A 20,012-nucleotide genomic window follows, 5' to 3' on the forward strand; every position below is an offset into this window, starting at 1 on the left:
CTGGCGAATGCCAGGACGACGTTGAGGCCTATTCCTTCGCCACCACCGGCACCTGGCGGAATCTTGCGCGAACCGAGTCGGGCAGCGGCGAGAAATTCATCGCGACGCCGCGGCGGTCGTTGGCATTGCGGCTGGCGACCACCAGGCCGTCCGCGCCCGCGACGATGTCGCCCTTGCGCAAGGTGGGATCGTCGTCGACCTTGACCTGAGCGAGCCCGACCGGATCCTTGCCGTTGCAGGTACAGCCTGCAACAATCTCATTGCGATAGCGGAACGCGTTAGGCAGGTCGGAATAGGATTTCCCCTTATCCGTCGTCGCGTCGTCGATGTTGCCGCCATAGACCAGCGAGGTCTCCGAGGCCGGGCAGAAGCTCTTGCAGGATTGCGCCTTGCTCTCGGAATCGTTTCCCTGCGCCGGGAAATAACGTCCGTCGCAGCCGCGCACGCAATAGGCCGTGCCGCCACCGTAGGAGGCCCGCTGGCGCGGCGGGTCGTAGCGCGGCGTGTCATCGGTCTGGAAAGGCATGCGAATCTCGGGCGCCGGCCGTCCGCGGAAGCCGCCGAACAGCGCCGAGAAAAAGTCCTCCGCATGGGCGGATGGCGTCAGCGCGAGGCCGAAGGAGGCAATGGCGACGAACGCCGCCGCGCCCCCGGCGAGTTTGCCGATCGAACGTCTCTTCATGTGACCTCACTCGACCCTTAGTTCACGGCCGAATTCGAAATGTTCAGCGCCTGCCGGCCTGAGGGCAGCGCGGTCACGGCTGGGCGCTTGCGCACGGAATCACTGCCTTTCGCCATCAGCGGCGCGTTCTTCGGTAGCACGACCACCTTGGCGCCGACATTGACACGGCCGAACAGGTCGGTGACATCCTCATTGGTCATGCGGATGCAACCGGACGAAACGAACTTCCCGATCGTGGTGGGATCGTTGGTGCCATGGATGCGGTATTCGCTCGACCCGAGATACATCGCACGGGCGCCGAGCGGATTGCCGGGGCCACCAGCGACGAAGCGGGGCAGATAGGGTTGGCGCGCGATCATCTCAGCCGGCGGATGCCAGTCCGGCCACTCCGCCTTGCGGCTGACGCTCTGCACGCCCGACCAGGTGAAGCCCTCGCGGCCGACGCCGACGCCATAACGGATCGCGCGGCCCTGGCCGAGCACATAGTAAAGGTAAGTATTGTTGGTATCGATGACGATGGTGCCGGCCGGCTCGCTGCGGTCGAAGCTGACAATCTGCCTGCGCAGGCGATCTGGCAGCGCGGCATCCTCGTCGGGCGCTTGCGCGTTCTGACTTGCATAGCCTTGGTTCGCATAGCCCTGGTTCGCATAGCTTGGGCTCGCATAACCCTGCGAATAGCCCTGGTCCTGCGGGTAAGCCTGATCTTGCGGATAGGTGTAGCCCAGCGTCTGTGCGCTTGCGGCGCCGAACGGCACTGCCAGCAAAGCGGTTGCAAAGGCAAAAGCGGTGATGCGGCGCTGCGATAAGCGGCGTCGGACTGCAGAGAACTTCGTCATGTGCTGCCCCGTGTGGATGCCTGCATCAGGGTGATGCGCTGGTTTGTTCAACGCGGTCCAACCGCTACAAGTTCCGCGGCGGGATGCAGCAGCGACGTCAGAGTCAAGCGAGCGCTTCTTCGCGAAGCCGCGATGGAACCCGCAGGGCGCGAGGACGTTCTCCCCTGGTCATGGGCGCGAGGACTGAAGTCTCCGTGCCGGAGAGGTATTGTGCGCGTCCTTCCCAGTGAACGTATGACTCCCGGCAATGGCGAAGGCACTCCGCTTCCCGAGAGCCACGGCGAACTCCCGCCGGTGATCCGCCGCACCGAACTCGTCGCCTTCTCGCTCGCCGGACTGCTCCTCATCGCAATCGTCGCGGTGCTCTATGTCGGAAAGGCGTTCTTTTTGCCTGTCGTGATGGCGTTCGTCACCGGCACGATGCTCTCGCCGGCAGCGACCTTTCTGGAGTACCGGAAAGTGCCGCGCGGGCTTGCCGCCGTCTTGATCGTGTTCGCGGTGACCGCCGTGGTCGGCTTCATCGTCGCGCTGATCGCCTCGCCGGCGATGGAATGGAGCTCGCGCCTGCCCGAACTCGGCGCGCAGTTGAAAGACAAGGTCCACGTGTTCGACCGGCCGCTGGCGCTGTGGCGAGAGCTGCAGACGATGCTCGGCGGCTCGGAGGGATTGCCAAGCTTCCAGATGCCGAAATTCGAGTGGGTGCAGCCAACGATTGAATTCCTGTCACCGACCTTTACCGAATTCCTGCTGTTCTTCGTCACCCTGATCCTGTTCATCGCCAGCTGGCGCGACCTGCGACGGGCAATGATCATGACCTTCAGCGATCACGACGCACGGCTGCGCACGCTTCGCATCCTCAACGAGATCGAGGTCCATCTCGGCAACTACCTTTTGACTGTGACCCTGATCAACGTCGGCGTCGGCGTCGCCGCCGGAATCGTCTGCGCCCTCACCGGAATGCCCAATCCGGCTGGCCTCGGCGCGCTGGCGGCCACCCTCAATTTCATTCCGATCATCGGACCGGTGGCCATGTTCGCCATTCTGGTCGTGGTGGGGCTGGTCACCTTCCCGACCGTCAGCGGCGGCCTGATGGCGGCGCTCGCCTTTGGCGGCATCACCTTCCTGGAGGGACATTTCGTCACGCCGACCATCATCGGCCGGCGGCTGGCGCTCAATGCGCTCGCGGTGCTGCTGGCGCTGGCGTTCTGGACCTGGCTGTGGGGCCCGATGGGCGCGTTCCTGTCGTCGCCGCTGCTGATCGTCGCCCTGATCCTGAAGGAGCATCTGTTGCCTGAGGATTCGCCGCAGCTCCCGCAGGACTGACCGGTTTCCGTGAACGGAACTTACACCACGACGAAACGTTTCCCGGCTGTCTCAACCGTCAACAGCCCGGAGCCCCTGATGTCCACCACCAATGCCGAAGCCGGGATGAGAGACTGGACCGACAAAGCCACCAGAGAACGCCTCGAGAAGGATGTAGCAGCCGTGAAAAGCGATATCGCCGCCCTCACTGATCAGATCACCGACGCGCTCAATACTTTTGCCAACTCCTCCAGCAAGCAAGCCCGCCGCGGCTATAGCCAAGCGCGCGAAAACGTGGATTCCGCGATCGACGACATGTCGGAACGCGGCAGCGCGATGATGGGCGCGGCACAGGAGGCCTACGGCTCGATCGAGGAGACGCTGGAGGACGCGATCACGCAGCGGCCGCTCGCGACCGTCGGGCTTGCGCTCGGCATCGGCTTCCTGATCGGCGCGGTCTGGCGTCGCTGAGATCGCGAACGGGTATCGAGACGGTGGCGCAGCGGCGCCGCCGGTGCCGGCTTGTGGGGATCTGAGGAGCAAGACCATGTTTCAGCGCATCATCGACGGGATCAGCGCATCCACCGGCACCACTGTGCGGCTGACCTCGCTGGCAGCAGGCGCGGCGTTCGCACTCTTCATCACCACGTGCTTCCTGTGCGCGGCGGCATTCATTTCGGTGCTCAACAAATATGGTCCGGTGCAGGCCTGCCTCGCCGGTGCGGGCATTTTCTTTCTGCTGACCCTCACCGCGGCGGTGAGCTATTGGGTCTACAAACGGCAGCTGCGCAAGCAAGCTCATATCGCGGCCGAGCGCGCCACGAAATCGGCGGCCTCGAGCATGCTCGCGGACCCCATGCTGCTCGCCACCGGTCTCCAGATCGTTCGCGCCATCGGGATCAAGCGGCTGTTGCCGATCCTGGCGATCGGCGGCGTCGCCCTCGGACTCATGGCGAGCCGCGCCGGCGTACCCGACGAGGCCTCGGCTGAGCCTGCCGAGTAGCAGCTACCGGGTTAGAAAATTTCGTCACGGGTCCCGCGAACGCGCCTATCCAATCGGCACCGGCGGCCCCGCGCCAATTTCGCGCCGTTTGCCTGCGCCATCACGCAAACGCTACTCGGATAGGCAGGCGGTTGCCGCTAAAAGCAGCGCCCCTGATTCCAAAAGCCATTTTTTCGATGAAACCGTCCGTCCAGGCGAACCTCGCCGCATTTCAACACGACCCCCGGCTCTATTTGACGCTCGGTATCGCCAACTGGTCGGTTTTCGTCGACCACATCCCGAACAACGTCGTCAATTTGCTGACGCTGCGCAATTTCGGCTTCAGCGGCGCCGCAGACTTGTTCGTGTTCGTGGCCGGCTATGGCATGGCCATCATTCACGGCAAGATCGCCCTGGAGCGCGGCTACGTCGTCGCGGCGACGCGCATCTTCCAGCGCATGTGGCGGCTCTACGCCGCCTATGTCGTCCTGTTCGTGATCTACATCGACGCCATCGCCTATGTCGCCTCGCAATCGATGGCGCCCGAGATCATCAACGAATACAACATCTCGGGCATCATCGAGCATCCGCTGCGGATCCTGATACGCGGACTGGTGCTTCAGGAAGAGCCGCTGAACCTCGATCTTCTTCAGCTGATGATCCCGCTGATGGCCCTCCTTCCACTCGCGCTGTGGGGGCTGTTGCGGCGTCCGAACCTGACGCTGGCGGCGTCGGTCGCGCTGTACGTTGCGGCGCGCTGGTTCGGCTGGAATTTCCGGGTTTATCCGGACCAGGAGTGGACCTTCAACCCGTTCTGCTGGCAGATGCTGATGGTGCTGGGCGGCTGGTTTGCCGTGACCGGCACGTCGGGCCGCGCGCTGCATGGCCTGTCCTGGCTGCGCGTGCTCGCAGGCGCCTATCTCGTATTCGCGATGGCAATCACGCTGATGCGACACTCGCCGACGCTAGCGGCCTATTTGCCGGATATCGCGCTCAACACCATCACGCCGACCGACAAGGAAGACCTCGCCCCCTATCGCGTGGTCCACTTCCTCGCGCTCGCTTTCCTCGCGACATATTTCGTCCCGGCCGATCATCCCGGCCTGCGACTGAAGCCGCTTCAGGCGGTGATCAGATGCGGCGAGGAATGGCTCGCGGTGTTCTGCGTCGGCGTGTTCCTGTCGTTTGCCGGCCATCTCATCCTGATCACCGGCGCCAATTTGGTGGTGATGCAGATTGCCGTGAGCCTGGCCGGCTTCGCGGCGATGGCCGCGGTCGCATATTACATCGCCTGGTCGAAGCGGCAGGACCTGCCCGCGGCCTTGCGGCAACAGGCCTAACCCGGCACCTTCCGATTCCCCTAGGCCGGCCATTACGGCTGGGCTATGCGGAGCGGCAGCGGATTGCATGGGGAGGCCGGGCGTGGTGATGGCGAATGGCGGGGATGAGGGAGCCGACGGCGCGCCCCGGCGCGGCCGGCCAAGGTCGATCGAGACCACCAACGCCATTCTCCAAAGCGCCTATGCGCTGATGGCCACTACCGGCCTTGCCGCCACCACCATTGACGCGATCGCGCGCCACTCCAGCGTCTCCAAGATGACGATCTACAAATGGTGGCCGTCGCGCGAAGCCTTGCTGATCGACGCCTTTCTTCACCATGCCGCGCAGATGCTGCCGCTGCCGCATGCAAGCTCGGGCAGCCCCGCCGCGCGCGCACGCCGCCATGCCGCCGCCTATGCCGAAGCCCTCCAGGGCGAGTTCGGCAAGGTCCAGCTCGCCGTCATCTCCGAATGCATCTCCAAGACCGGCTCGGCGGAGCTGTTCTACGCCCGCTACCTGCAATTCCGCCGCGACGCGCTGATCGAGATGATCGCCGCGGGCCAGAACGACGGCAGCATTCTGGCGGAAGCACCGCCCCAGGATCTCTACGACGCGATCTATGGCAGCCTGTTCTACCGCTACGTCTTCGGCATCGCGCCGATCACGCCGGCCTACGCGCGGACCCTGGTTGACCTCGTGCTGCGGCCGAAGAGCTAGCCTCGAATTACCGCGCAGGCCGGATCGGTGCTGACAGCTTGTCGGTGCGGTCGCGCTCGGTCATGTCCTCGACCGTCTCCATCGGCGCGGTCAGCTCGTAGACATAGGAGACATCGGTGAAATAGCGCTTGGCGGTGCCGCCGAGCGCCTCGGGCGCGACGCGGTCGAGCAGGATCAGGCCGAAGTCGGAATCGGGGCGGCGCGTCGCTTCGCTGGTGTTGAACTCCTCCCAGCGGAAATAGAAGACCTCGCCGGACCCCTCGTTCGTCACCGTCCAATTGGCAGTGATGTGCGGATGCTTGCCGACAAGCGACAGGCCCTCGTCGGAGTGCGAGGCGAGCTCGAAGAACAGCAGCGACAGACTCTGCGCCGCGCGCGCGCTGACTGCGATATCAGGACCGGTGACGGCAATGCGGTCGGCATGCGGGATGGCGCGCGCCTCGAACAGGCCCTTCAGCTTGACACCCTGCCACTGGCTCTCGCTGAGCAGCGAGACGACGTTGGACATGGCGTGGATGCGGCCGATCAGGAGCTCGCGCGCGACATCGATGTCGGAGCCATGGCGCAGCGTGCGGGTCACGATCGACTGGATCACCGCCAGGATGTTTTTGACCCGATGGTTGAGCTCGTCGATGACAGCCGTCAGCCGGCGCTCGAAGCCGATTCTGACCTGGATTTCCCGGCTGAGCCGCAAATTGTTGTAGGCGACATAGCCGAACAGGCCGCACACCATCGCGGTGATCGCAAGGCCGATCGCCGCCACGATGATCGCAGTCTGCTCGGCGCGGCGCGCCGAATTGGTCTTGGCGTAATAGCCGAGCTGCCAGTCGCGACCACCGAAGCTCACCGTGCGCGTCGCCGACGGCGCCGGCCCATCGGCCGCTGTCGGGCGGGCCGAGACCACGCCTTGATCGTTGGCGACCAACTCGCCACCCTCCCGGCGCGGATCCTTCAGCGCAACCGCGAACAACGACATGTCGTCGTTGGTCAGCATCAGGGAAGAGAGCTCATAGGAAAATGTGATGAAGCCCGCCGGCTCCGTCGCGCCCTCCGGGATGACGGGAGCCGCCACAATGATGCCGATCGACCCGTCGCCACGCAGGAGGGCAACCGGTTCTGAGGCAACCGACCTCTTCTCCACTCTGGCGCGCGCCAGCATGGCGCCGCGCACCTGATCCTGGTCGTAACTGCGGCCGGGCAGCCCCTTGGTCTCGTTGCTGCGCGGCTCGAGATCCATCAGCACATCGATCGGCTGGGTGACACCTGCCGGATCGATCGGCTTGTCCTCATAGCTGCGGATTCGCGGATTGGGGAAGCCGGCGCTCGCGATCGCGGCTTGTGCTGCGGCAAGCTCGTTCGGCTTCAGGCGGGCGACCCAGCCCGCCACCACGAAATCGGTCTTGAAGGCGTAGATGGCCGAGCGCAGCGGCTCGAGCATGTTGGGCTTGAGCACCGACGGCGCCCGGAACAGGCCGGAGGCAACCCGCGCGAGCAGTTCGCGCTCGGTGAGCCGGTCCTGGACCAGGCTCGCATGGACATCGATCGCGCGCGCCAGCGCGATCCGGTCCAGCGCCAGCTCCTGGTCGTGGACGCGATAAGCCGCAAGCCCGGAGAGCAAGGCCCCGAGAAGAGCAATGAAGCCGATGATGAAACCCAGCCGGACCACGCGACTACTCAGGCGAAAGCAGGAGGTCGGCAATAAATACGGAGCATATGGACGCCGCTCGAACGGGCACGTGCCGAAACAGGGTGAACCCCAATCGCCGAGATAATGAAGGAGGAGGCATCGGTACGCAACTTGGTCGCCTGAGAAGCTTAAATCGGCCCGCCGATGGTCCGGCCGAGTTGGATTTGCTCCGGGCACCGGAGGTAATCAATTGCCGTGACCGAAATTTGTTCCGCGGACACGGCTCTGCCCACGGTGTTAACGGGGAAACGCCTGCGTTAGGTCGTCGCGCCGGTCAGCCGGCCCGTTTCAAGCCGCCTTTGGCCTCAATGAAGCCGATGATGCGGTCCAGCCCCTGGCTCTTTTTCAGGTTGGTCATGACGAACGGCCGCTCGCCGCGCATCCGCCTGGCGTCCGTCTCCATCTTTTCCAGGGAGGCGCCGACATGGGGCGCCAAGTCGATCTTGTTGATGACAAGGAGGTCGGACCGGGTGATGCCGGGGCCGCCCTTGGACGGGATCTTGTCGCCGGCCGCCACGTCGATGACGTAAATGGTGAGATCGGCGAGCTCCGGGGAAAAAGTGGCAGCGAGGTTATCACCGCCGGATTCGATCAGCACGAGATCGAGTCCGGGAAACTTGGCGCGCATATCCGCCACCGCGGCGAGATTCATCGAGGCGTCCTCGCGGATCGCGGTGTGCGGGCAGCCGCCGGTCTCGACCCCGGCAATGCGATCCGGCGTCAGCGAGCCCGAGCGTACCAGGAATTCCGCATCCCATTTGGTGTAGATGTCGTTGGTGATCGCGGCGATGTCGTAGCGCTCGCGCATGGTCTTGCAGAGCAGGTCCATCAGCGCAGTCTTGCCCGATCCGACCGGACCGCCGATGCCGACACGCAAGGGGCCGTGAGATGTAGCCATTGCTTTTTTTCCTATCGTCGTCCTGGCGAAAGCCAGGACCCGTTACCACTGAATCCGATTGTCACGGCACGCTGCAGCCACATCTGTGCATAACCACGCGCACCCGTGGTTATGGGTCCTGGCTTTCGCCAGGACGACAGTGAAAGCGACGAACCCGCTCAAGATCTGAACAGCCGCGTATATTGCGTCTCGTGCCGCACGCTGGCGAGGTCGGCGCGGAACGTCGCGCCGCCGACATCGTCCAATGTCGCATTCAGCGCACGATTCGCCGTCGCGGCAACCGCGGCTTCCAGCCTCACCAGCACGCGCTGGCTGTCGGTCTGGCCGAGCGGAATGAGCCGGCTGGCCGCGGAAATCCAGTTCGAGACCAGCGCATGCAGGAAGGCGTGCAGCGTCGGCGCCAGCGGCACGCCGTGCATCGCAGCGACCACGCCAACGGCAACGGGATAGACCAGTGGCGTACGGCATGCCGCAACCATCGCATCCAGCCCGTCTGCATCCCACGCGGCGCGGGCGATGTCGATGAAGGCACGGCCCTGCGATGTCGTCTCCAGCTGCCGCTCGCGCGACGGCACGAAGGCCGCGGCGAGCTCGGCGATATCGCCCAAGGTGTCGCCCTCGCCCGCTTCAGTGGCGCGATAGGCGTGGACCAGAAACGTCGCATCGCAGAAGCCAGAGCCATCGCGAAGCATCGCATCGAGCCAGTCCGCCAGCGACGCGGTGTCGTTGATGTCACCGGCTTCGACCGCCCATTCGATGCCGCTGGAGTAGGAAAAGCCCCCGACGGGAAACGCCGGCGACAGCCAGGTCATCAACCGGTACAGCGCCGCCGCCTCGCACTCCGCGAGGTCGCGGGCCGCGACCGGCTCATTTGTGGTCATGAGCATGCTTGTGGCCGTGGTGATGGTCCGGGTGATCGCAATGCTCGTCGTGGTGGTGATGGTGATCGTGACCGTCGCCATGTGCGGCATGATCATGATGGTGATCATGACCGTGATGATCATCGTGGCCGTGATCGTGATGCGCGTGGTCGTCGTGTCCATGCGCATGTCCGGCATCCGCATAGGCGCCGCCTTCGGGATCGAACGGCGCCTCGATCTCGATCACGCGCGCGCCGAGGCCCTTCACCATGGCTTCGATGACGTGGTCGCGGCGGATGCGCAGGCTCTTGGCCATGATCTGCGTCGGCAGATGGCGATTGCCGAGATGCCAGCCGACACGAATAAGGTGGTGCGGATCGTGGCCGCGGATCTCGAGCAGCGGCTCGGGCGCAGCGACCACCTCGACCAGCCGGCCGTCCTCCAACACCAGCGCATCGCCGCCGCGCAGCGCGACGGCATTCTCCAGGTCGAGCAGGAACTCGAGTCCCCGCGTCCCCGTCATTGCCATGCGGCGGCGGTGCCGATCGTCGAAATCGAGCACGACCGTATCCGCCGGCGCTTCCGCGAAGCGGTGTTGTCCCCTGACCTGCGTCGCCCGGATCATCCGCGTTTACCCCGTTACCGTGTCTCGACCTTCTCGGGCGTGATCACTTCGATCTTCGGCGGCGCCGTAAAACACTTCACCGCGACGCGGCCGAACGTCTTCATGTGCTCCATGGCGCGATGCGGCACCAGCGCCTCGGCATTCTCCCACTGCTCGACGAACACCATCTTGGCGGGATCGGTGACGCTCTCATGCAGATCATAGGCGATATTGCCGGGCTCTTTCCGCGTCTCCTTGATGCAGGCGGTGGCGGCTGCAATGAATTCGGCGCGCGTTTCAGGCTTGATGGTCAAGGTGGCGACGACGTAGATCACGAGAAATCCTCCCGGCTTTTCTTCTGGGCTTCAGATACCGGGCGGGACCTTAGACCAGGCGGGATCGAACGCAAAACCCGGAAAAGCCGCTCCCGGATATGCGACCAGGACATGGTCCTGGGACATGCGTTGAGGCGCTATTTCAGTACATGAAATATCGCTGCGCCATCGGCAGCACCTCGGCGGGGGCGCAGGTCAAAAGCTCGCCGTCGGCGCGGACCTCATAGGTCTCAGGATCGACCTCGATATTGGGCGTGGCGTCGTTGTGGATCATGCTTTTCTTCGAGATTTTTCCGCGGGTGTTCTGGACCGCATAGAGCTTCTTGTCGATGCCGAGCTTACGCGCGAGGCCGCCGGTGATGGCGGCCTTCGAGGTGAACACCACCGAGGACGCGGTGCGCGCCTTGCCGAAGGCGCCGAACATCGGCTGATAATGCACCGGCTGCGGGGTCGGGATCGAGGCGTTGGGATCGCCCATGGGAGCGGCGACGATCATGCCGCCCTTGACGACGCAATCCGGCTTGACGCCGAAGAAGGCCGGCGACCACAGCACGAGATCGGCGAGCTTGCCCTTCTCCACCGAGCCGATCAGCTTCGAAACGCCATGGGCGATCGCGGGATTGATCGTGTATTTGGCGATGTAGCGCTTGACGCGGAAATTGTCGTTGTCCTTGCCCTTGTCCTGCGGCAGCGAACCGCGCTGCTTCTTCATCTTGTCGGCGGTCTGCCAGGTCCGGATGATGACCTCGCCGAGGCGGCCCATGGCCTGGGAGTCCGAGGAGATCATCGAGAGCGCGCCGAGATCATGCAGGATGTCCTCGGCCGCGATGGTCTCCTTGCGAATGCGGCTTTCGGCGAACGCCAGGTCTTCCGCGATCGAGGGATCGAGGTGGTGGCACACCATCAGCATGTCCAGATGCTCGTCGATGGTGTTGCGCGTGAAGGGCCGCGTCGGGTTGGTCGAGGACGGCAGCACGTTCTTCAGCCCTGCGACCTTGATGATATCGGGGGCGTGACCGCCGCCGGCGCCCTCGGTGTGGAAGGCGTGGATGGTGCGGCCTTTGAACGCCTTGATCGTATCCTCGACGAAGCCGGATTCGTTGAGCGTGTCGGTGTGGATCATCACCTGGATGTCGTAGTCGTCGGCGACCGACAGGCAATTGTCGATCGCGGCAGGCGTGGTGCCCCAGTCTTCGTGCAGCTTCAGCGCACAGGCGCCGGCCTTGATCATCTCGACCAGCGCGGCGGGCCGCGAGGCGTTGCCCTTGCCGGAGACGCCGAGATTGACCGGGAATGCGTCGAACGATTGGATCATCCGCCCCATGTGCCACGGCCCCGGCGTGCAGGTGGTGGCGAACGTGCCGTGCGAGGGGCCGGTGCCGCCCCCTAGCATCGAGGTGACGCCCGACATCAGCGCGTGCTCGATCTGCTGCGGACAGATGAAATGGATGTGGCTGTCGAAGCCGCCCGCGGTGAGGATCTTGCCTTCACCCGCGATCACGTCCGTGCCGGGGCCGATGATGATGGTGACACCGGGCTGGATGTCGGGATTGCCGGCCTTGCCGATGCCGGCGATCATGCCGTCCTTGATCGCGACGTCGGCCTTCACGATGCCCCAGTGATCGACGATCAGCGCATTGGTGATGACTGTGTCGGCCGCGCCCTGCCTGTTGGTGACCTGCGACTGGCCCATGCCGTCGCGGATCACCTTGCCGCCGCCGAACTTCACTTCCTCGCCGTAGCTGGTGAAGTCCTTCTCGACCTCGATGATGAGATCCGTGTCGGCCAGCCGCACCTTGTCGCCGGTGGTCGGGCCGAACATGTCGGCATAGACGGAACGCTTTATTTTGACGGACATCACAAGCCCCGTTTGCGTTTGAATTCTGGATCGGTGCTCACAGAGAGGTTCTCGCTGTGAGCACCATGTCGTCGAAGGTCGTATCGAGCCAAGAGTTACCGCCGCGGCAACCAGCGACAACCTGTTCGGCCCAGTCGGTATAATCGACGAGATCGTCACGTTCCTCGGCCGTCGGATCCGAATGTACGCGCGCGCCGATATTGCTGATCTTGTCGGCGATCTTGATCAGCCTGGCGCCAGCCGATTTTTTCGGTGCGTCGAGCACCTGACGCCGCCGCCGCTCCGGCTTCGACAGGCTCATATCGTCGGTGCACTCGTCGACAAGCGACGCGACACGGTCGGAGAATTTTTGCGCGAGCTCCTCGCGCGTGGTGTCGGTGTCCTCGATCGCATCATGCAGCCAGCCGGCTGCAACCAGTTCGGCGTCGGCGCCGTCGGTCGCGGTCGCAAGCAGGTTCGCGACCTCGGCGAGGTGGTTGATGTAAGGCTCATGACCGCGGCCCTTGCGCGCCATGCCGTTGTGACGGCGCGCGGCGAGTTCGGCGGCTTCGGAGACGAGGCGGACAGGTGACAGCATGGCAAAGTCCTCCGTTTTCGCCTCAACCATGCCGCGCCACGCTCGTTCCTGTGGAATTCACAGCTTCCCCATCACGTCGCCGCGGAAGCCGTAGATGGTCTTCTTGCCGGCCACCGCGACGAGTTGGACGTCGCGGGTCTGGCCGGGCTCGAAGCGGACCGCGGTGCCGGCGGCGATGTCGAGGCGCATGCCGCGGGCCTTCTTGCGGTCGAACTTCAGGGCCGGGTTGGTCTCGAAGAAATGGTAGTGCGAGCCGACCTGGATCGGGCGGTCGCCGGTGTTGGCGACCGTCAGCGTCACCGTCTTGCGGCCGGCGTTGAGCTCGATCTCGCCGTCCTGGATGAAGAGTTCGCCGGGGATCATGCTTCGCTCCTACCTGATCGGCTCGTGCACAGTGACGAGCTTGGTCCCGTCCGGAAACGTCGCCTCGACCTGGATGTCGTGGATCATCTCGGGAATGCCCGGCATCACCTGGTCGCGGGTGAGAACCTGCGCACCCGATTGCATCAACTCGGCGACGGTGCGGCCATCCCGCGCGCCTTCGAGGATGAAATCGGAGATGAGCGCGATCGCCTCCGGATGGTTGAGCTTGACGCCGCGATCCAGCCGGCGGCGGGCCACGATCGCCGCCATCGAGATCAGAAGCTTGTCCTTTTCGCGAGGAGACAGGTTCATACGAAATCTCTTCCGTTCACTTCGTCAATTCAACCAGAGCCGCGGCAGCGCCGCGCCGGTGCGCGCCAGCACGGTCATCATGTCTGCGCGCAGACGCGCCGCATCTTGGGCACAGAACCGCGCCATTGCAAAGCCATTCCAGGCGGATATCCCGACCTCGCTGGCGAAGGATTCCGAGGCCTCGCGGATGCGCTCGATCAGGGCCTCGTCGCCGGGCACGATCAGCGCCGTGCCAATCGCAGCGCCGCCCCTGGCCACCGCCGATCGCGCAAGCTTTGCGCCAATATTGCCGTCGAGCCTGACGGTCTCGGCGAACACTAGCTTGCCGCCGCGACGCAGCCGCCAGCGATCGACGAACTCACCCTGCTCCATCCGTTCGCCCATCGCGGTACGGCCGAACACCACGATCTCGCACAGCAGGAGCGAGGCAGTCGCATCGAGGTCTATGTCGAAGCGACGACGCACGCGCGCGCGGTCGAACAGGATCGTCTCCTGCGGCAGCCAGCCGAGATGTGCGCCTGCGGCAACGTTCAGTGCGATATTGAGCTCCGCCGCCTGACCGGGCGCGCGATAGACCTTTTCCGCGGCCGCCGTCGTCAGCGTCAGCTTCGAACCATCTGCGGCAGCGATCTCGATGTCGAAGCGATCGCCGCCGGCGACACCACCGGCCGTGTTGACGAACACGCCGGAGAGCCCCTCGTCCTCCGGCGAAGGGAAGCGCACGCGCAGGGAGCCGGACTCATGCAATATCCCGCGACGTGTCACACCGTCGCGCGCGTGGACGTCGAAGCGCACCGCGCCGCGGGCACGGTTGGCGTCGAACACCGAAGATGCCGTTAGAACGTCGCTGCGCATCCGCCCCCCAGCCGGTCGCGGCAGAATGGCCTACAGCGCCATCTGGCGGCTGATTTCGCTCGCGTCGAGATTGGAGCGGTCGCAGGTGAACTTCACCGCGCCGCGATCCATCACCGCAAAACTGTCGCCGAGTTCGCAGGCAAAGTCGAGATATTGTTCGACCAGCACGATGGCGATGTTGCCGAGATTGCGCAGGTACGAGATGGCACGGCCGATGTCCTTGATGATCGAGGGCTGGATGCCCTCGGTCGGCTCGTCGAGCAGCAGCAGCTTCGGCCGCATCACCAGCGCGCGCCCGATCGCGAGCTGTTGCTGCTGGCCGCCGGAGAGATCGCCGCCACGCCGTCCGAGCATGGATTGCAGCACCGGAAACAGGGAGTACACGTCGTCCGGAATGTGCTTGTCCTCGCGCCTGAGCGGCCCGAAGCCGGTCTTGAGATTCTCCTCGACCGTCAGAAGCGGAAATATCTCGCGCCCCTGCGGCACGAAGCCGATACCCTTGCGCGCGCGCTCATAGGGTTTCAGGCCCGTGATATCGTTGCCGTCGAGCACGATGGCGCCCGAGGAGATCGGGTACTGCCCGACCATGGCACGCAGGAGCGAGGTCTTGCCGACGCCGTTGCGCCCGAGCACGCAGGTGACCTTGCCGGGCTCGGCCGCAATCGACACGCCGCGTAGTGCCTGCGCCGCGCCGTAGAACAGGTTGATGTCCTTGACCTCAAGCATCGCTCAGCGCCCCAGATAAACTTCGATGACCCGCTCGTTGGACGAGACCTGGTCGATGGTGCCTTCCGCGAGCACGGTACCCTCGTGCAAGCAAGTGACCTTGACGCCGAGCTCGCGCACGAATGTCATGTCGTGCTCGACCACCATCACGGTGTGGGTCTTGTTGATTTCCTTGAGCAGCTCGGCGGTGAGATGCGTCTCGACGTCGGTCATGCCGGCGACGGGCTCGTCGACGAGCAGTAGTTTCGGATCCTGGGCGAGCAGCATGCCGATCTCGAGCCACTGCTTCTGGCCGTGGCTGAGGCTGCCGGCGAGACGGTTGCGGGCATCGGTGAGGCGGATCGTCTCCAGCACCTTGTCGATCTGCTCGGCCTCCGCCCGGCTGCCGCGCCAGAACAGCGTACCCTTGACGCTGTGGTCGACATTGAGCGCGAGCAGCAAATTGTCCTGCACGGTCTGGCTCTCGAACACGGTCGGCTTCTGGAATTTACGGCCGATGCCGAGCTCGGCGATGCGGGTCTCGTCCAGTCGCGTCAGATCGGTGACTCCGTCGAACAGCACGGTGCCTTCGTCGGGCTTGGTCTTTCCGGTGATGATGTCCATCATCGTGGTCTTGCCGGCGCCGTTCGGGCCGATGATGGCGCGCATCTCGCCGGGCTCGAGCGTCAACGAGAGGTTGTTGATGGCGTGGAAGCCGTCGAACGAGACGTGCACGCCGTCGAGATACAGCATTGCGGAGGTCGCGCGGGTGTCCATGACGTTCATTGCGCCTCCTCCGCCATTTTGGGTTGGGTGACGCCGTCTTCGGCCGCGGCGCTCGCAATGGTCGCGGCGTCGCGCCTTTCCTTCGACGAGTCCCACCAGGCGTTGAAAGTGCCGACGATGCCCTTAGGCAGCAGCAACGTTACCAGGATGAACATGGCACCCAGCATGAACAGCCAGTAGGGCGCGAGCATGCCGGAGGTGAAGAACGTCTTTGCGTAGTTGACGACGACGGCGCCGAGCGCGGCGCCGACCAGCGTACCGCGGCCGCCGACCGCGACCCAGATCACGGCCTCGATCGAATTGCCCGGCGCGAATTCGCTCGGGTTGATGATGCCGACCTGCGGCACATAGAGCGCGCCGGCGACGCCGGCCATGCAGGCCGACACTGTGAACACGAACAGCTTGTAGGATTCGACCCGGTAGCCGAGGAAGCGCGTGCGCGATTCCGCATCGCGCACGGCGATCAGCACCTTGCCGAGCTTGGACGAGACGATGGCGCGGCAGATCAGAAAGCCGGCGATCAGCGCCAGGCAGCTCAGCGCGAACAGCGCAGCACGCGTGCCCTCGGCCTGCACGTTGAAGCCCAAGATGTCCTTGAAGTCGGTCATGCCGTTGTTGCCGCCGAAGCCGAAATCGTTGCGGAAAAAGGCGAGCAGCAGTGCATAGGTCATCGCCTGGGTGATGATTGACAGATACACGCCAGTGACGCGCGAGCGGAAGGCGAGCCAGCCGAAGGAAAAGGCGAGCAGGCCCGGCACGATCAGCACCATCAGCGCGGCAAACCAGAACATGTCAAAGCCGTACCAGTACCAGGGCAGCTTCGAATAGTTCAGGAACACCATGAAGTCCGGCAGAATCGGATTGCCGTAGACGCCGCGGCTGCCGATCTGCCGCATCAGGTACATGCCCATCGCGTAGCCGCCGAGCGCGAAGAAGGCACCGTGACCGAGCGAGAGGATGCCGCAATAGCCCCAGATCAGGTCGATCGAGAGCGCCAGGATCGCGTAGCAGACATATTTGCCCCAGAGCGCGACGAGATAGGTCGGCACTTGCAGGAACGAACCTGCGGGCAGCAGCAGGTTGGAGAGCGGGATGAGGATGCCGCAGGCCACGACGATGGCAAGGAAGATGGTCGCGCCGCGGTCCAGCGATCGCGTCAGCATGTGAGGGGTCATGCTTCCACCGCGCGGCCCTTGAGCGCGAACAGGCCGCGCGGCCGTTTTTGAATGAACAGGATGATGAGAACGAGGATGGCGATCTTGCCGAGCACGGCGCCGGCGACCGGCTCCAGGAATTTGTTGGCGATGCCGAGCGTGAAGGCGCCGACCAGCGTGCCCCAGAGATTGCCGACGCCACCGAACACCACGACCATGAAGCTGTCGATGATGTAGCTCTGGCCGAGATTGGGGCTGACATTGTCGATCTGCGACAGCGCCACGCCGGCGATGCCCGCAATGCCCGAGCCGAGACCAAAAGTCAGCGCGTCGACCCGCGAAGTGGCGATGCCCATCGAAGCCGCCATGCGCCGGTTCTGTGTCACCGCGCGCATCTCGAGCCCGAGTGCCGTGTAGCGCAGCATCGCGAGCAGAATGACGAACACCGCGAGCGTGAAGACAAGGATCCAGAGCCGGTTATAGGTGACCGTGATCTGGCCGATCTCAAACGCGCCGCTCATCCAGGAGGGGTTGCCGACCTCGCGGTTGGTCGGGCCGAACATGGTGCGCACGGCCTGCTGCAGCACCAGCGACAGGCCCCAGGTCGCCAGCAGCGTCTCCAGCGGACGGCCATAGAGAAAGCGGATGATGCTGCGCTCGATCACGACGCCGAGCGCGCCGGCCACCAGGAAGGCGAGCGGCACGGCGATCAGCAGCGAATAGTCGAACAGGACGGGATAGCGGGTACGGATCACCTCCTGCACCACGAAGGTGGTGTAGGCCCCGATCATCACCATCTCGCCATGGGCCATGTTGATGACGCCCATCACGCCGAACGTGATGGCAAGCCCGATCGCAGCAAGCAGCAGCACCGAACCGAGCGAGAGGCCGTACCAGGCATTCTGCACCATCGACCAGACCGCGAGCGAACTCTGGATCGAGCCGATTGCGCTCGCGGCAGCCTTGGTCACCGAGGCCGGCTGGTCGCCCATGCCGGTCAGCAGCGCCATCGCCTCCTGGTCGCCGCGCGCCTTGATGGTGGCAACGGCTTCGAGCTTCTCGAGCTCGGTGGCATCCGGCTTGAACAACAGGATCGCCGCGCGGGCGTCGCCCAGCGCAGCCTTGACGGATCGGTTGGTTTCCTTGGCGAGCGCGCCATCGACCGCTTCGAGCGACGTCTCCTCATGCGACTTGAAGACGGATTGCGCGGCCTGGAGCCGCGCTCCGATTTCGGGTGACTGCAGCGTCAGGCTGCCGATCGCCGCATCGACGCTGCGGCGAAGGCGGTTGTTGAGGCGGACCGCGCTCGCACTGTCGGGCACGCTGGCCACGGCCTGACCGGTCGTGGCATCGATCGACTTGCCGTCGGTGCCGCTGACGTAAACCTTCTTGCTATCAGGGTCGGCCATGAGCCGGCCGTCCTGGAGCGCGCTGATGATCGGAAAGGCCAGCGTATTGCCGCTGCTTGCGACCACGCCGATCGCCTCCTCCGTGTCGGAATAATCGTCGTTGGCGAATTTGGCGACCGCATCCTCGAACGGGCCGGCCAAGGCCGGCAGTGCGAACGCGATCAGGAAGAACGAGAGCAGGAGCGAACAGAGGCGGGCGGACAAATTGGCTGGCACTGTGAAAGACCCCGGCAGAAAAGGGTGGAGAAGGCGGCGGGATCGCCGCCTTCTCCGATCGTGCAATGGAGCGTCAGATCCGGATCAGGAGCCCGAACCGAGGCACTTGTTGGTTTTGGTGTTGAAGTTACCGCACTTCTTGCCGACCCAGTCGCCGACCAGGTCCTTGGAGCCGTCGAGCTCCTTCGACCAGGCGTCGCCCGCGACAAGACCCGGGGTCTTCCACACCACGTCGAACTGGCCGTTGGCTTTGATTTCGCCAATGAACACCGGCTTGGTGATGTGATGGTTCGGAAGCATCTTGGAGGTGCCGCCGGTCAGGTTCTTGGCTTCGATGCCGGGGAGCGCATCGATCACCTTGTCCGGATCGGTCGACTTCACCTTCTCGACCGCCTTGATCCACATGTCGAAGCCGATCACGTGCGCTTCCATCGGATCGTTGGTCACGCGCTTCGGATTCTTGGTGTAGGTCTGCCACGCCTTGATGAACTTCTCGTTCTCCGGCGACTTGATCGACTGGAAATAGTTCCAGGCGGCGAGATGGCCGAGCAGCGGCTTGGTGTCGATGCCGGCGAGTTCTTCCTCACCCACCGAGAACGCGACGACCGGGATGTCCTTCGCCTTGATGCCCTGGTTGCCGAGCTCCTTGTAGAAAGGAACGTTGGCGTCGCCGTTGATGGTCGAGACCACAGCGGTCTTCTTGCCGGCCGAGCCGAACTTCTTGATGTCGGCCACGATCGTCTGCCAGTCGGAATGACCGAACGGCGTGTAGTTGATCATGATGTCTTCCTGGGCGACACCCTTGGACTTCAGATAGGCTTCCAGGATCTTGTTGGTGGTGCGCGGATAGACGTAGTCGGTGCCCGCGAGCACCCAGCGCTTCACCTTCTCGTCCTTCATCAGATAGTCGACGGCGGGGATTGCCTGCTGGTTCGGCGCGGCGCCGGTGTAGAACACGTTGCGCTCGCTCTCCTCGCCCTCGTACTGCACGGGGTAGAACAGGATGCTGTTCAGCTCCTTGAACACCGGGAGCACCGACTTGCGCGACACCGAGGTCCAGCAGCCGAACACGACCGAGACCTTGTCCTTGGTGATCAGCTCGCGCGCCTTCTCGGCGAACAGCGGCCAGTTCGAAGCGGGATCGACGACCACGGCTTCGAGCTTCTTGCCGTTGACGCCGCCCTTCTTGTTCTGCTCGTCGATCAGGAAGAGGATGGTGTCCTTCAGCGTGGTTTCGCTGATGGCCATGGTGCCGGAGAGGGAGTGAAGCACGCCGACCTTGATGGTGTCGTCCGCGGCTTTCGCACCAGAAATGGAAGCCAGACCAAGCATCAGTCCGGCGGTCGCGGCGAGAACGCCACGGCGGCTAAATGGCGCCGCTATATCGTGAGTGGATTTGCTATGCATGAGTGTCTCATCTCCCTGACGCAGACGTGAAAAACGCTGCGAAACGGCCCCAACGGCCGCCTGCGATTAACGGATTCGCAAGAACTGTGCCATGGATTAGACACCCTTCAACCGATTGTTTTTGCTGGTGAAATTGACAGAAAACGA

Annotated in this window: 22 protein-coding genes; 5 read left to right on the plus strand and 17 right to left on the minus strand. The window is 64.1% G+C overall.

Going from position 1 to position 20,012, the window contains the following annotated elements; translation table 11 throughout:
• Positions 1 to 28: 28 nt before the first annotated feature.
• Positions 29 to 682, minus strand: a complete 654-nt coding sequence (locus IVB36_RS07060; protein ID WP_018454654.1) for a DUF2865 domain-containing protein — start codon at positions 680 to 682, stop codon at positions 29 to 31.
• 17 nt (positions 683 to 699) lie between these two features.
• The gene (locus tag IVB36_RS07065) at positions 700 to 1,518 is read right to left on the minus strand and encodes a L,D-transpeptidase (RefSeq protein ID WP_204513289.1); all 819 of its coding nucleotides are present in this window, start codon (positions 1,516 to 1,518) and stop codon (positions 700 to 702) included.
• Between the two features lie 210 nt (positions 1,519 to 1,728).
• Here IVB36_RS07065 and IVB36_RS07070 point away from each other — a divergent pair, with 210 nt between their 5' ends.
• From IVB36_RS07070 to IVB36_RS07090, 5 genes are all read left to right on the plus strand, one after another.
• Positions 1,729 to 2,841 carry an AI-2E family transporter gene (locus IVB36_RS07070; RefSeq protein WP_026232782.1) on the plus strand — a complete coding sequence of 371 codons (1,113 nt, stop codon included), beginning with the start codon at positions 1,729 to 1,731 and terminating at the stop codon, positions 2,839 to 2,841.
• 78 nt (positions 2,842 to 2,919) lie between these two features.
• On the plus strand, positions 2,920 to 3,291 hold the full coding sequence (locus IVB36_RS07075; protein WP_026232783.1) for a DUF883 family protein: 372 nt from the start codon (positions 2,920 to 2,922) through the stop codon (positions 3,289 to 3,291).
• Between the two features lie 76 nt (positions 3,292 to 3,367).
• Entirely contained in the window at positions 3,368 to 3,823 is a 456-nt protein-coding gene (locus tag IVB36_RS07080) for a hypothetical protein (protein WP_018454658.1), read from the plus strand.
• A gap of 176 nt (positions 3,824 to 3,999) precedes the next feature.
• Positions 4,000 to 5,142, plus strand: a complete 1,143-nt coding sequence (locus IVB36_RS07085) for an OpgC domain-containing protein (RefSeq protein WP_018454659.1) — start codon at positions 4,000 to 4,002, stop codon at positions 5,140 to 5,142.
• 67 nt (positions 5,143 to 5,209) lie between these two features.
• Complete coding sequence (locus IVB36_RS07090; RefSeq protein WP_026232784.1) at positions 5,210 to 5,839, plus strand: TetR/AcrR family transcriptional regulator; 630 nt, start codon at positions 5,210 to 5,212, stop codon at positions 5,837 to 5,839.
• Positions 5,840 to 5,846: 7 nt separating this feature from the next.
• Here the strand turns inward: IVB36_RS07090 and IVB36_RS07095 are convergent, their stop codons facing one another.
• The 15 genes from IVB36_RS07095 to urtA all read right to left on the minus strand — a co-directional run bounded on the left by IVB36_RS07095 (position 5,847) and on the right by urtA (position 19,865).
• Positions 5,847 to 7,505, minus strand: a complete 1,659-nt coding sequence (locus IVB36_RS07095; RefSeq protein ID WP_018454661.1) for an HWE histidine kinase domain-containing protein — start codon at positions 7,503 to 7,505, stop codon at positions 5,847 to 5,849.
• Between the two features lie 295 nt (positions 7,506 to 7,800).
• On the minus strand, positions 7,801 to 8,424 hold the full coding sequence (gene ureG, locus IVB36_RS07100) for an urease accessory protein UreG (RefSeq protein ID WP_026232785.1): 624 nt from the start codon (positions 8,422 to 8,424) through the stop codon (positions 7,801 to 7,803).
• Positions 8,425 to 8,582: 158 nt separating this feature from the next.
• The gene (locus IVB36_RS07105) at positions 8,583 to 9,311 is read right to left on the minus strand and encodes an urease accessory protein UreF (protein WP_018454663.1); all 729 of its coding nucleotides are present in this window, start codon (positions 9,309 to 9,311) and stop codon (positions 8,583 to 8,585) included.
• Entirely contained in the window at positions 9,292 to 9,909 is a 618-nt protein-coding gene (locus tag IVB36_RS07110) for an urease accessory protein UreE (protein ID WP_018454664.1), read from the minus strand. The genes IVB36_RS07105 and IVB36_RS07110 overlap by 20 nt, the downstream gene beginning before the upstream one ends.
• Positions 9,910 to 9,923: 14 nt before the next feature.
• Entirely contained in the window at positions 9,924 to 10,223 is a 300-nt protein-coding gene (locus IVB36_RS07115; protein ID WP_007599815.1) for a putative quinol monooxygenase, read from the minus strand.
• A 142-nt stretch (positions 10,224 to 10,365) separates the two neighbouring features.
• A complete protein-coding gene (ureC, locus tag IVB36_RS07120) occupies positions 10,366 to 12,081 on the minus strand; it encodes an urease subunit alpha (RefSeq protein ID WP_018454665.1) in 1,716 nt (571 codons plus the stop codon).
• Positions 12,082 to 12,118: 37 nt separating this feature from the next.
• Entirely contained in the window at positions 12,119 to 12,658 is a 540-nt protein-coding gene (locus tag IVB36_RS07125; RefSeq protein ID WP_026232787.1) for an HD domain-containing protein, read from the minus strand.
• A 57-nt stretch (positions 12,659 to 12,715) separates the two neighbouring features.
• On the minus strand, positions 12,716 to 13,021 hold the full coding sequence (locus IVB36_RS07130) for an urease subunit beta (protein ID WP_007599812.1): 306 nt from the start codon (positions 13,019 to 13,021) through the stop codon (positions 12,716 to 12,718).
• Positions 13,022 to 13,030: 9 nt separating this feature from the next.
• The gene (locus IVB36_RS07135) at positions 13,031 to 13,333 is read right to left on the minus strand and encodes an urease subunit gamma (protein ID WP_018454667.1); all 303 of its coding nucleotides are present in this window, start codon (positions 13,331 to 13,333) and stop codon (positions 13,031 to 13,033) included.
• Between the two features lie 24 nt (positions 13,334 to 13,357).
• On the minus strand, positions 13,358 to 14,188 hold the full coding sequence (locus tag IVB36_RS07140) for an urease accessory protein UreD (protein ID WP_018454668.1): 831 nt from the start codon (positions 14,186 to 14,188) through the stop codon (positions 13,358 to 13,360).
• Between the two features lie 30 nt (positions 14,189 to 14,218).
• Positions 14,219 to 14,914 (minus strand): urea ABC transporter ATP-binding subunit UrtE, encoded by a 696-nt coding sequence (gene urtE, locus IVB36_RS07145; protein WP_007599806.1) that lies wholly within the window; start codon positions 14,912 to 14,914, stop codon positions 14,219 to 14,221.
• A 3-nt stretch (positions 14,915 to 14,917) separates the two neighbouring features.
• Positions 14,918 to 15,679, minus strand: coding sequence for an urea ABC transporter ATP-binding protein UrtD (urtD, locus tag IVB36_RS07150; RefSeq protein ID WP_018454669.1), 762 nt, complete (start codon positions 15,677 to 15,679; stop codon positions 14,918 to 14,920).
• The gene (gene urtC, locus IVB36_RS07155) at positions 15,676 to 16,854 is read right to left on the minus strand and encodes an urea ABC transporter permease subunit UrtC (protein ID WP_026232788.1); all 1,179 of its coding nucleotides are present in this window, start codon (positions 16,852 to 16,854) and stop codon (positions 15,676 to 15,678) included. The genes urtD and urtC overlap by 4 nt, the downstream gene beginning before the upstream one ends.
• The gene (gene urtB, locus IVB36_RS07160; RefSeq protein WP_247391039.1) at positions 16,851 to 18,458 is read right to left on the minus strand and encodes an urea ABC transporter permease subunit UrtB; all 1,608 of its coding nucleotides are present in this window, start codon (positions 18,456 to 18,458) and stop codon (positions 16,851 to 16,853) included. Before urtB ends, urtC begins: the two co-directional genes overlap by 4 nt.
• An 84-nt stretch (positions 18,459 to 18,542) precedes the next feature.
• Positions 18,543 to 19,865: an urea ABC transporter substrate-binding protein gene (gene urtA / locus IVB36_RS07165; protein WP_026232789.1), complete on the minus strand. Its 1,323-nt coding sequence runs from the start codon at positions 19,863 to 19,865 to the stop codon at positions 18,543 to 18,545.
• Between the last annotated feature and the right edge of the window lie 147 nt (positions 19,866 to 20,012).

The sequence above is a fragment of the Bradyrhizobium sp. 35 genome (genome assembly GCF_023073215.1).
Lineage (GTDB): Bacteria > Pseudomonadota > Alphaproteobacteria > Rhizobiales > Xanthobacteraceae > Bradyrhizobium > Bradyrhizobium canariense_D.

Coding starts and splice junctions, on each gene's coding strand:
- IVB36_RS07060 (WP_018454654.1), bottom strand. CDS start 682: ATGAAGAGACGTTCGATCGGCAAACTCGCCGGGGGCGCGGCGGCGTTC.
- IVB36_RS07065 (WP_204513289.1), bottom strand. CDS start 1,518: ATGACGAAGTTCTCTGCAGTCCGACGCCGCTTATCGCAGCGCCGCATC.
- IVB36_RS07075 (WP_026232783.1), top strand. CDS start 2,920: ATGTCCACCACCAATGCCGAAGCCGGGATGAGAGACTGGACCGACAAA.
- IVB36_RS07080 (WP_018454658.1), top strand. CDS start 3,368: ATGTTTCAGCGCATCATCGACGGGATCAGCGCATCCACCGGCACCACT.
- IVB36_RS07085 (WP_018454659.1), top strand. CDS start 4,000: ATGAAACCGTCCGTCCAGGCGAACCTCGCCGCATTTCAACACGACCCC.
- IVB36_RS07090 (WP_026232784.1), top strand. CDS start 5,210: ATGGGGAGGCCGGGCGTGGTGATGGCGAATGGCGGGGATGAGGGAGCC.
- ureG (WP_026232785.1), bottom strand. CDS start 8,424: ATGGCTACATCTCACGGCCCCTTGCGTGTCGGCATCGGCGGTCCGGTC.
- IVB36_RS07105 (WP_018454663.1), bottom strand. CDS start 9,311: ATGCTCATGACCACAAATGAGCCGGTCGCGGCCCGCGACCTCGCGGAG.
- IVB36_RS07110 (WP_018454664.1), bottom strand. CDS start 9,909: ATGATCCGGGCGACGCAGGTCAGGGGACAACACCGCTTCGCGGAAGCG.
- ureC (WP_018454665.1), bottom strand. CDS start 12,081: ATGTCCGTCAAAATAAAGCGTTCCGTCTATGCCGACATGTTCGGCCCG.
- IVB36_RS07125 (WP_026232787.1), bottom strand. CDS start 12,658: ATGCTGTCACCTGTCCGCCTCGTCTCCGAAGCCGCCGAACTCGCCGCG.
- IVB36_RS07130 (WP_007599812.1), bottom strand. CDS start 13,021: ATGATCCCCGGCGAACTCTTCATCCAGGACGGCGAGATCGAGCTCAAC.
- IVB36_RS07135 (WP_018454667.1), bottom strand. CDS start 13,333: ATGAACCTGTCTCCTCGCGAAAAGGACAAGCTTCTGATCTCGATGGCG.
- IVB36_RS07140 (WP_018454668.1), bottom strand. CDS start 14,188: ATGCGCAGCGACGTTCTAACGGCATCTTCGGTGTTCGACGCCAACCGT.
- urtE (WP_007599806.1), bottom strand. CDS start 14,914: ATGCTTGAGGTCAAGGACATCAACCTGTTCTACGGCGCGGCGCAGGCA.
- urtD (WP_018454669.1), bottom strand. CDS start 15,679: ATGAACGTCATGGACACCCGCGCGACCTCCGCAATGCTGTATCTCGAC.
- urtC (WP_026232788.1), bottom strand. CDS start 16,854: ATGACCCCTCACATGCTGACGCGATCGCTGGACCGCGGCGCGACCATC.
- urtA (WP_026232789.1), bottom strand. CDS start 19,865: ATGCATAGCAAATCCACTCACGATATAGCGGCGCCATTTAGCCGCCGT.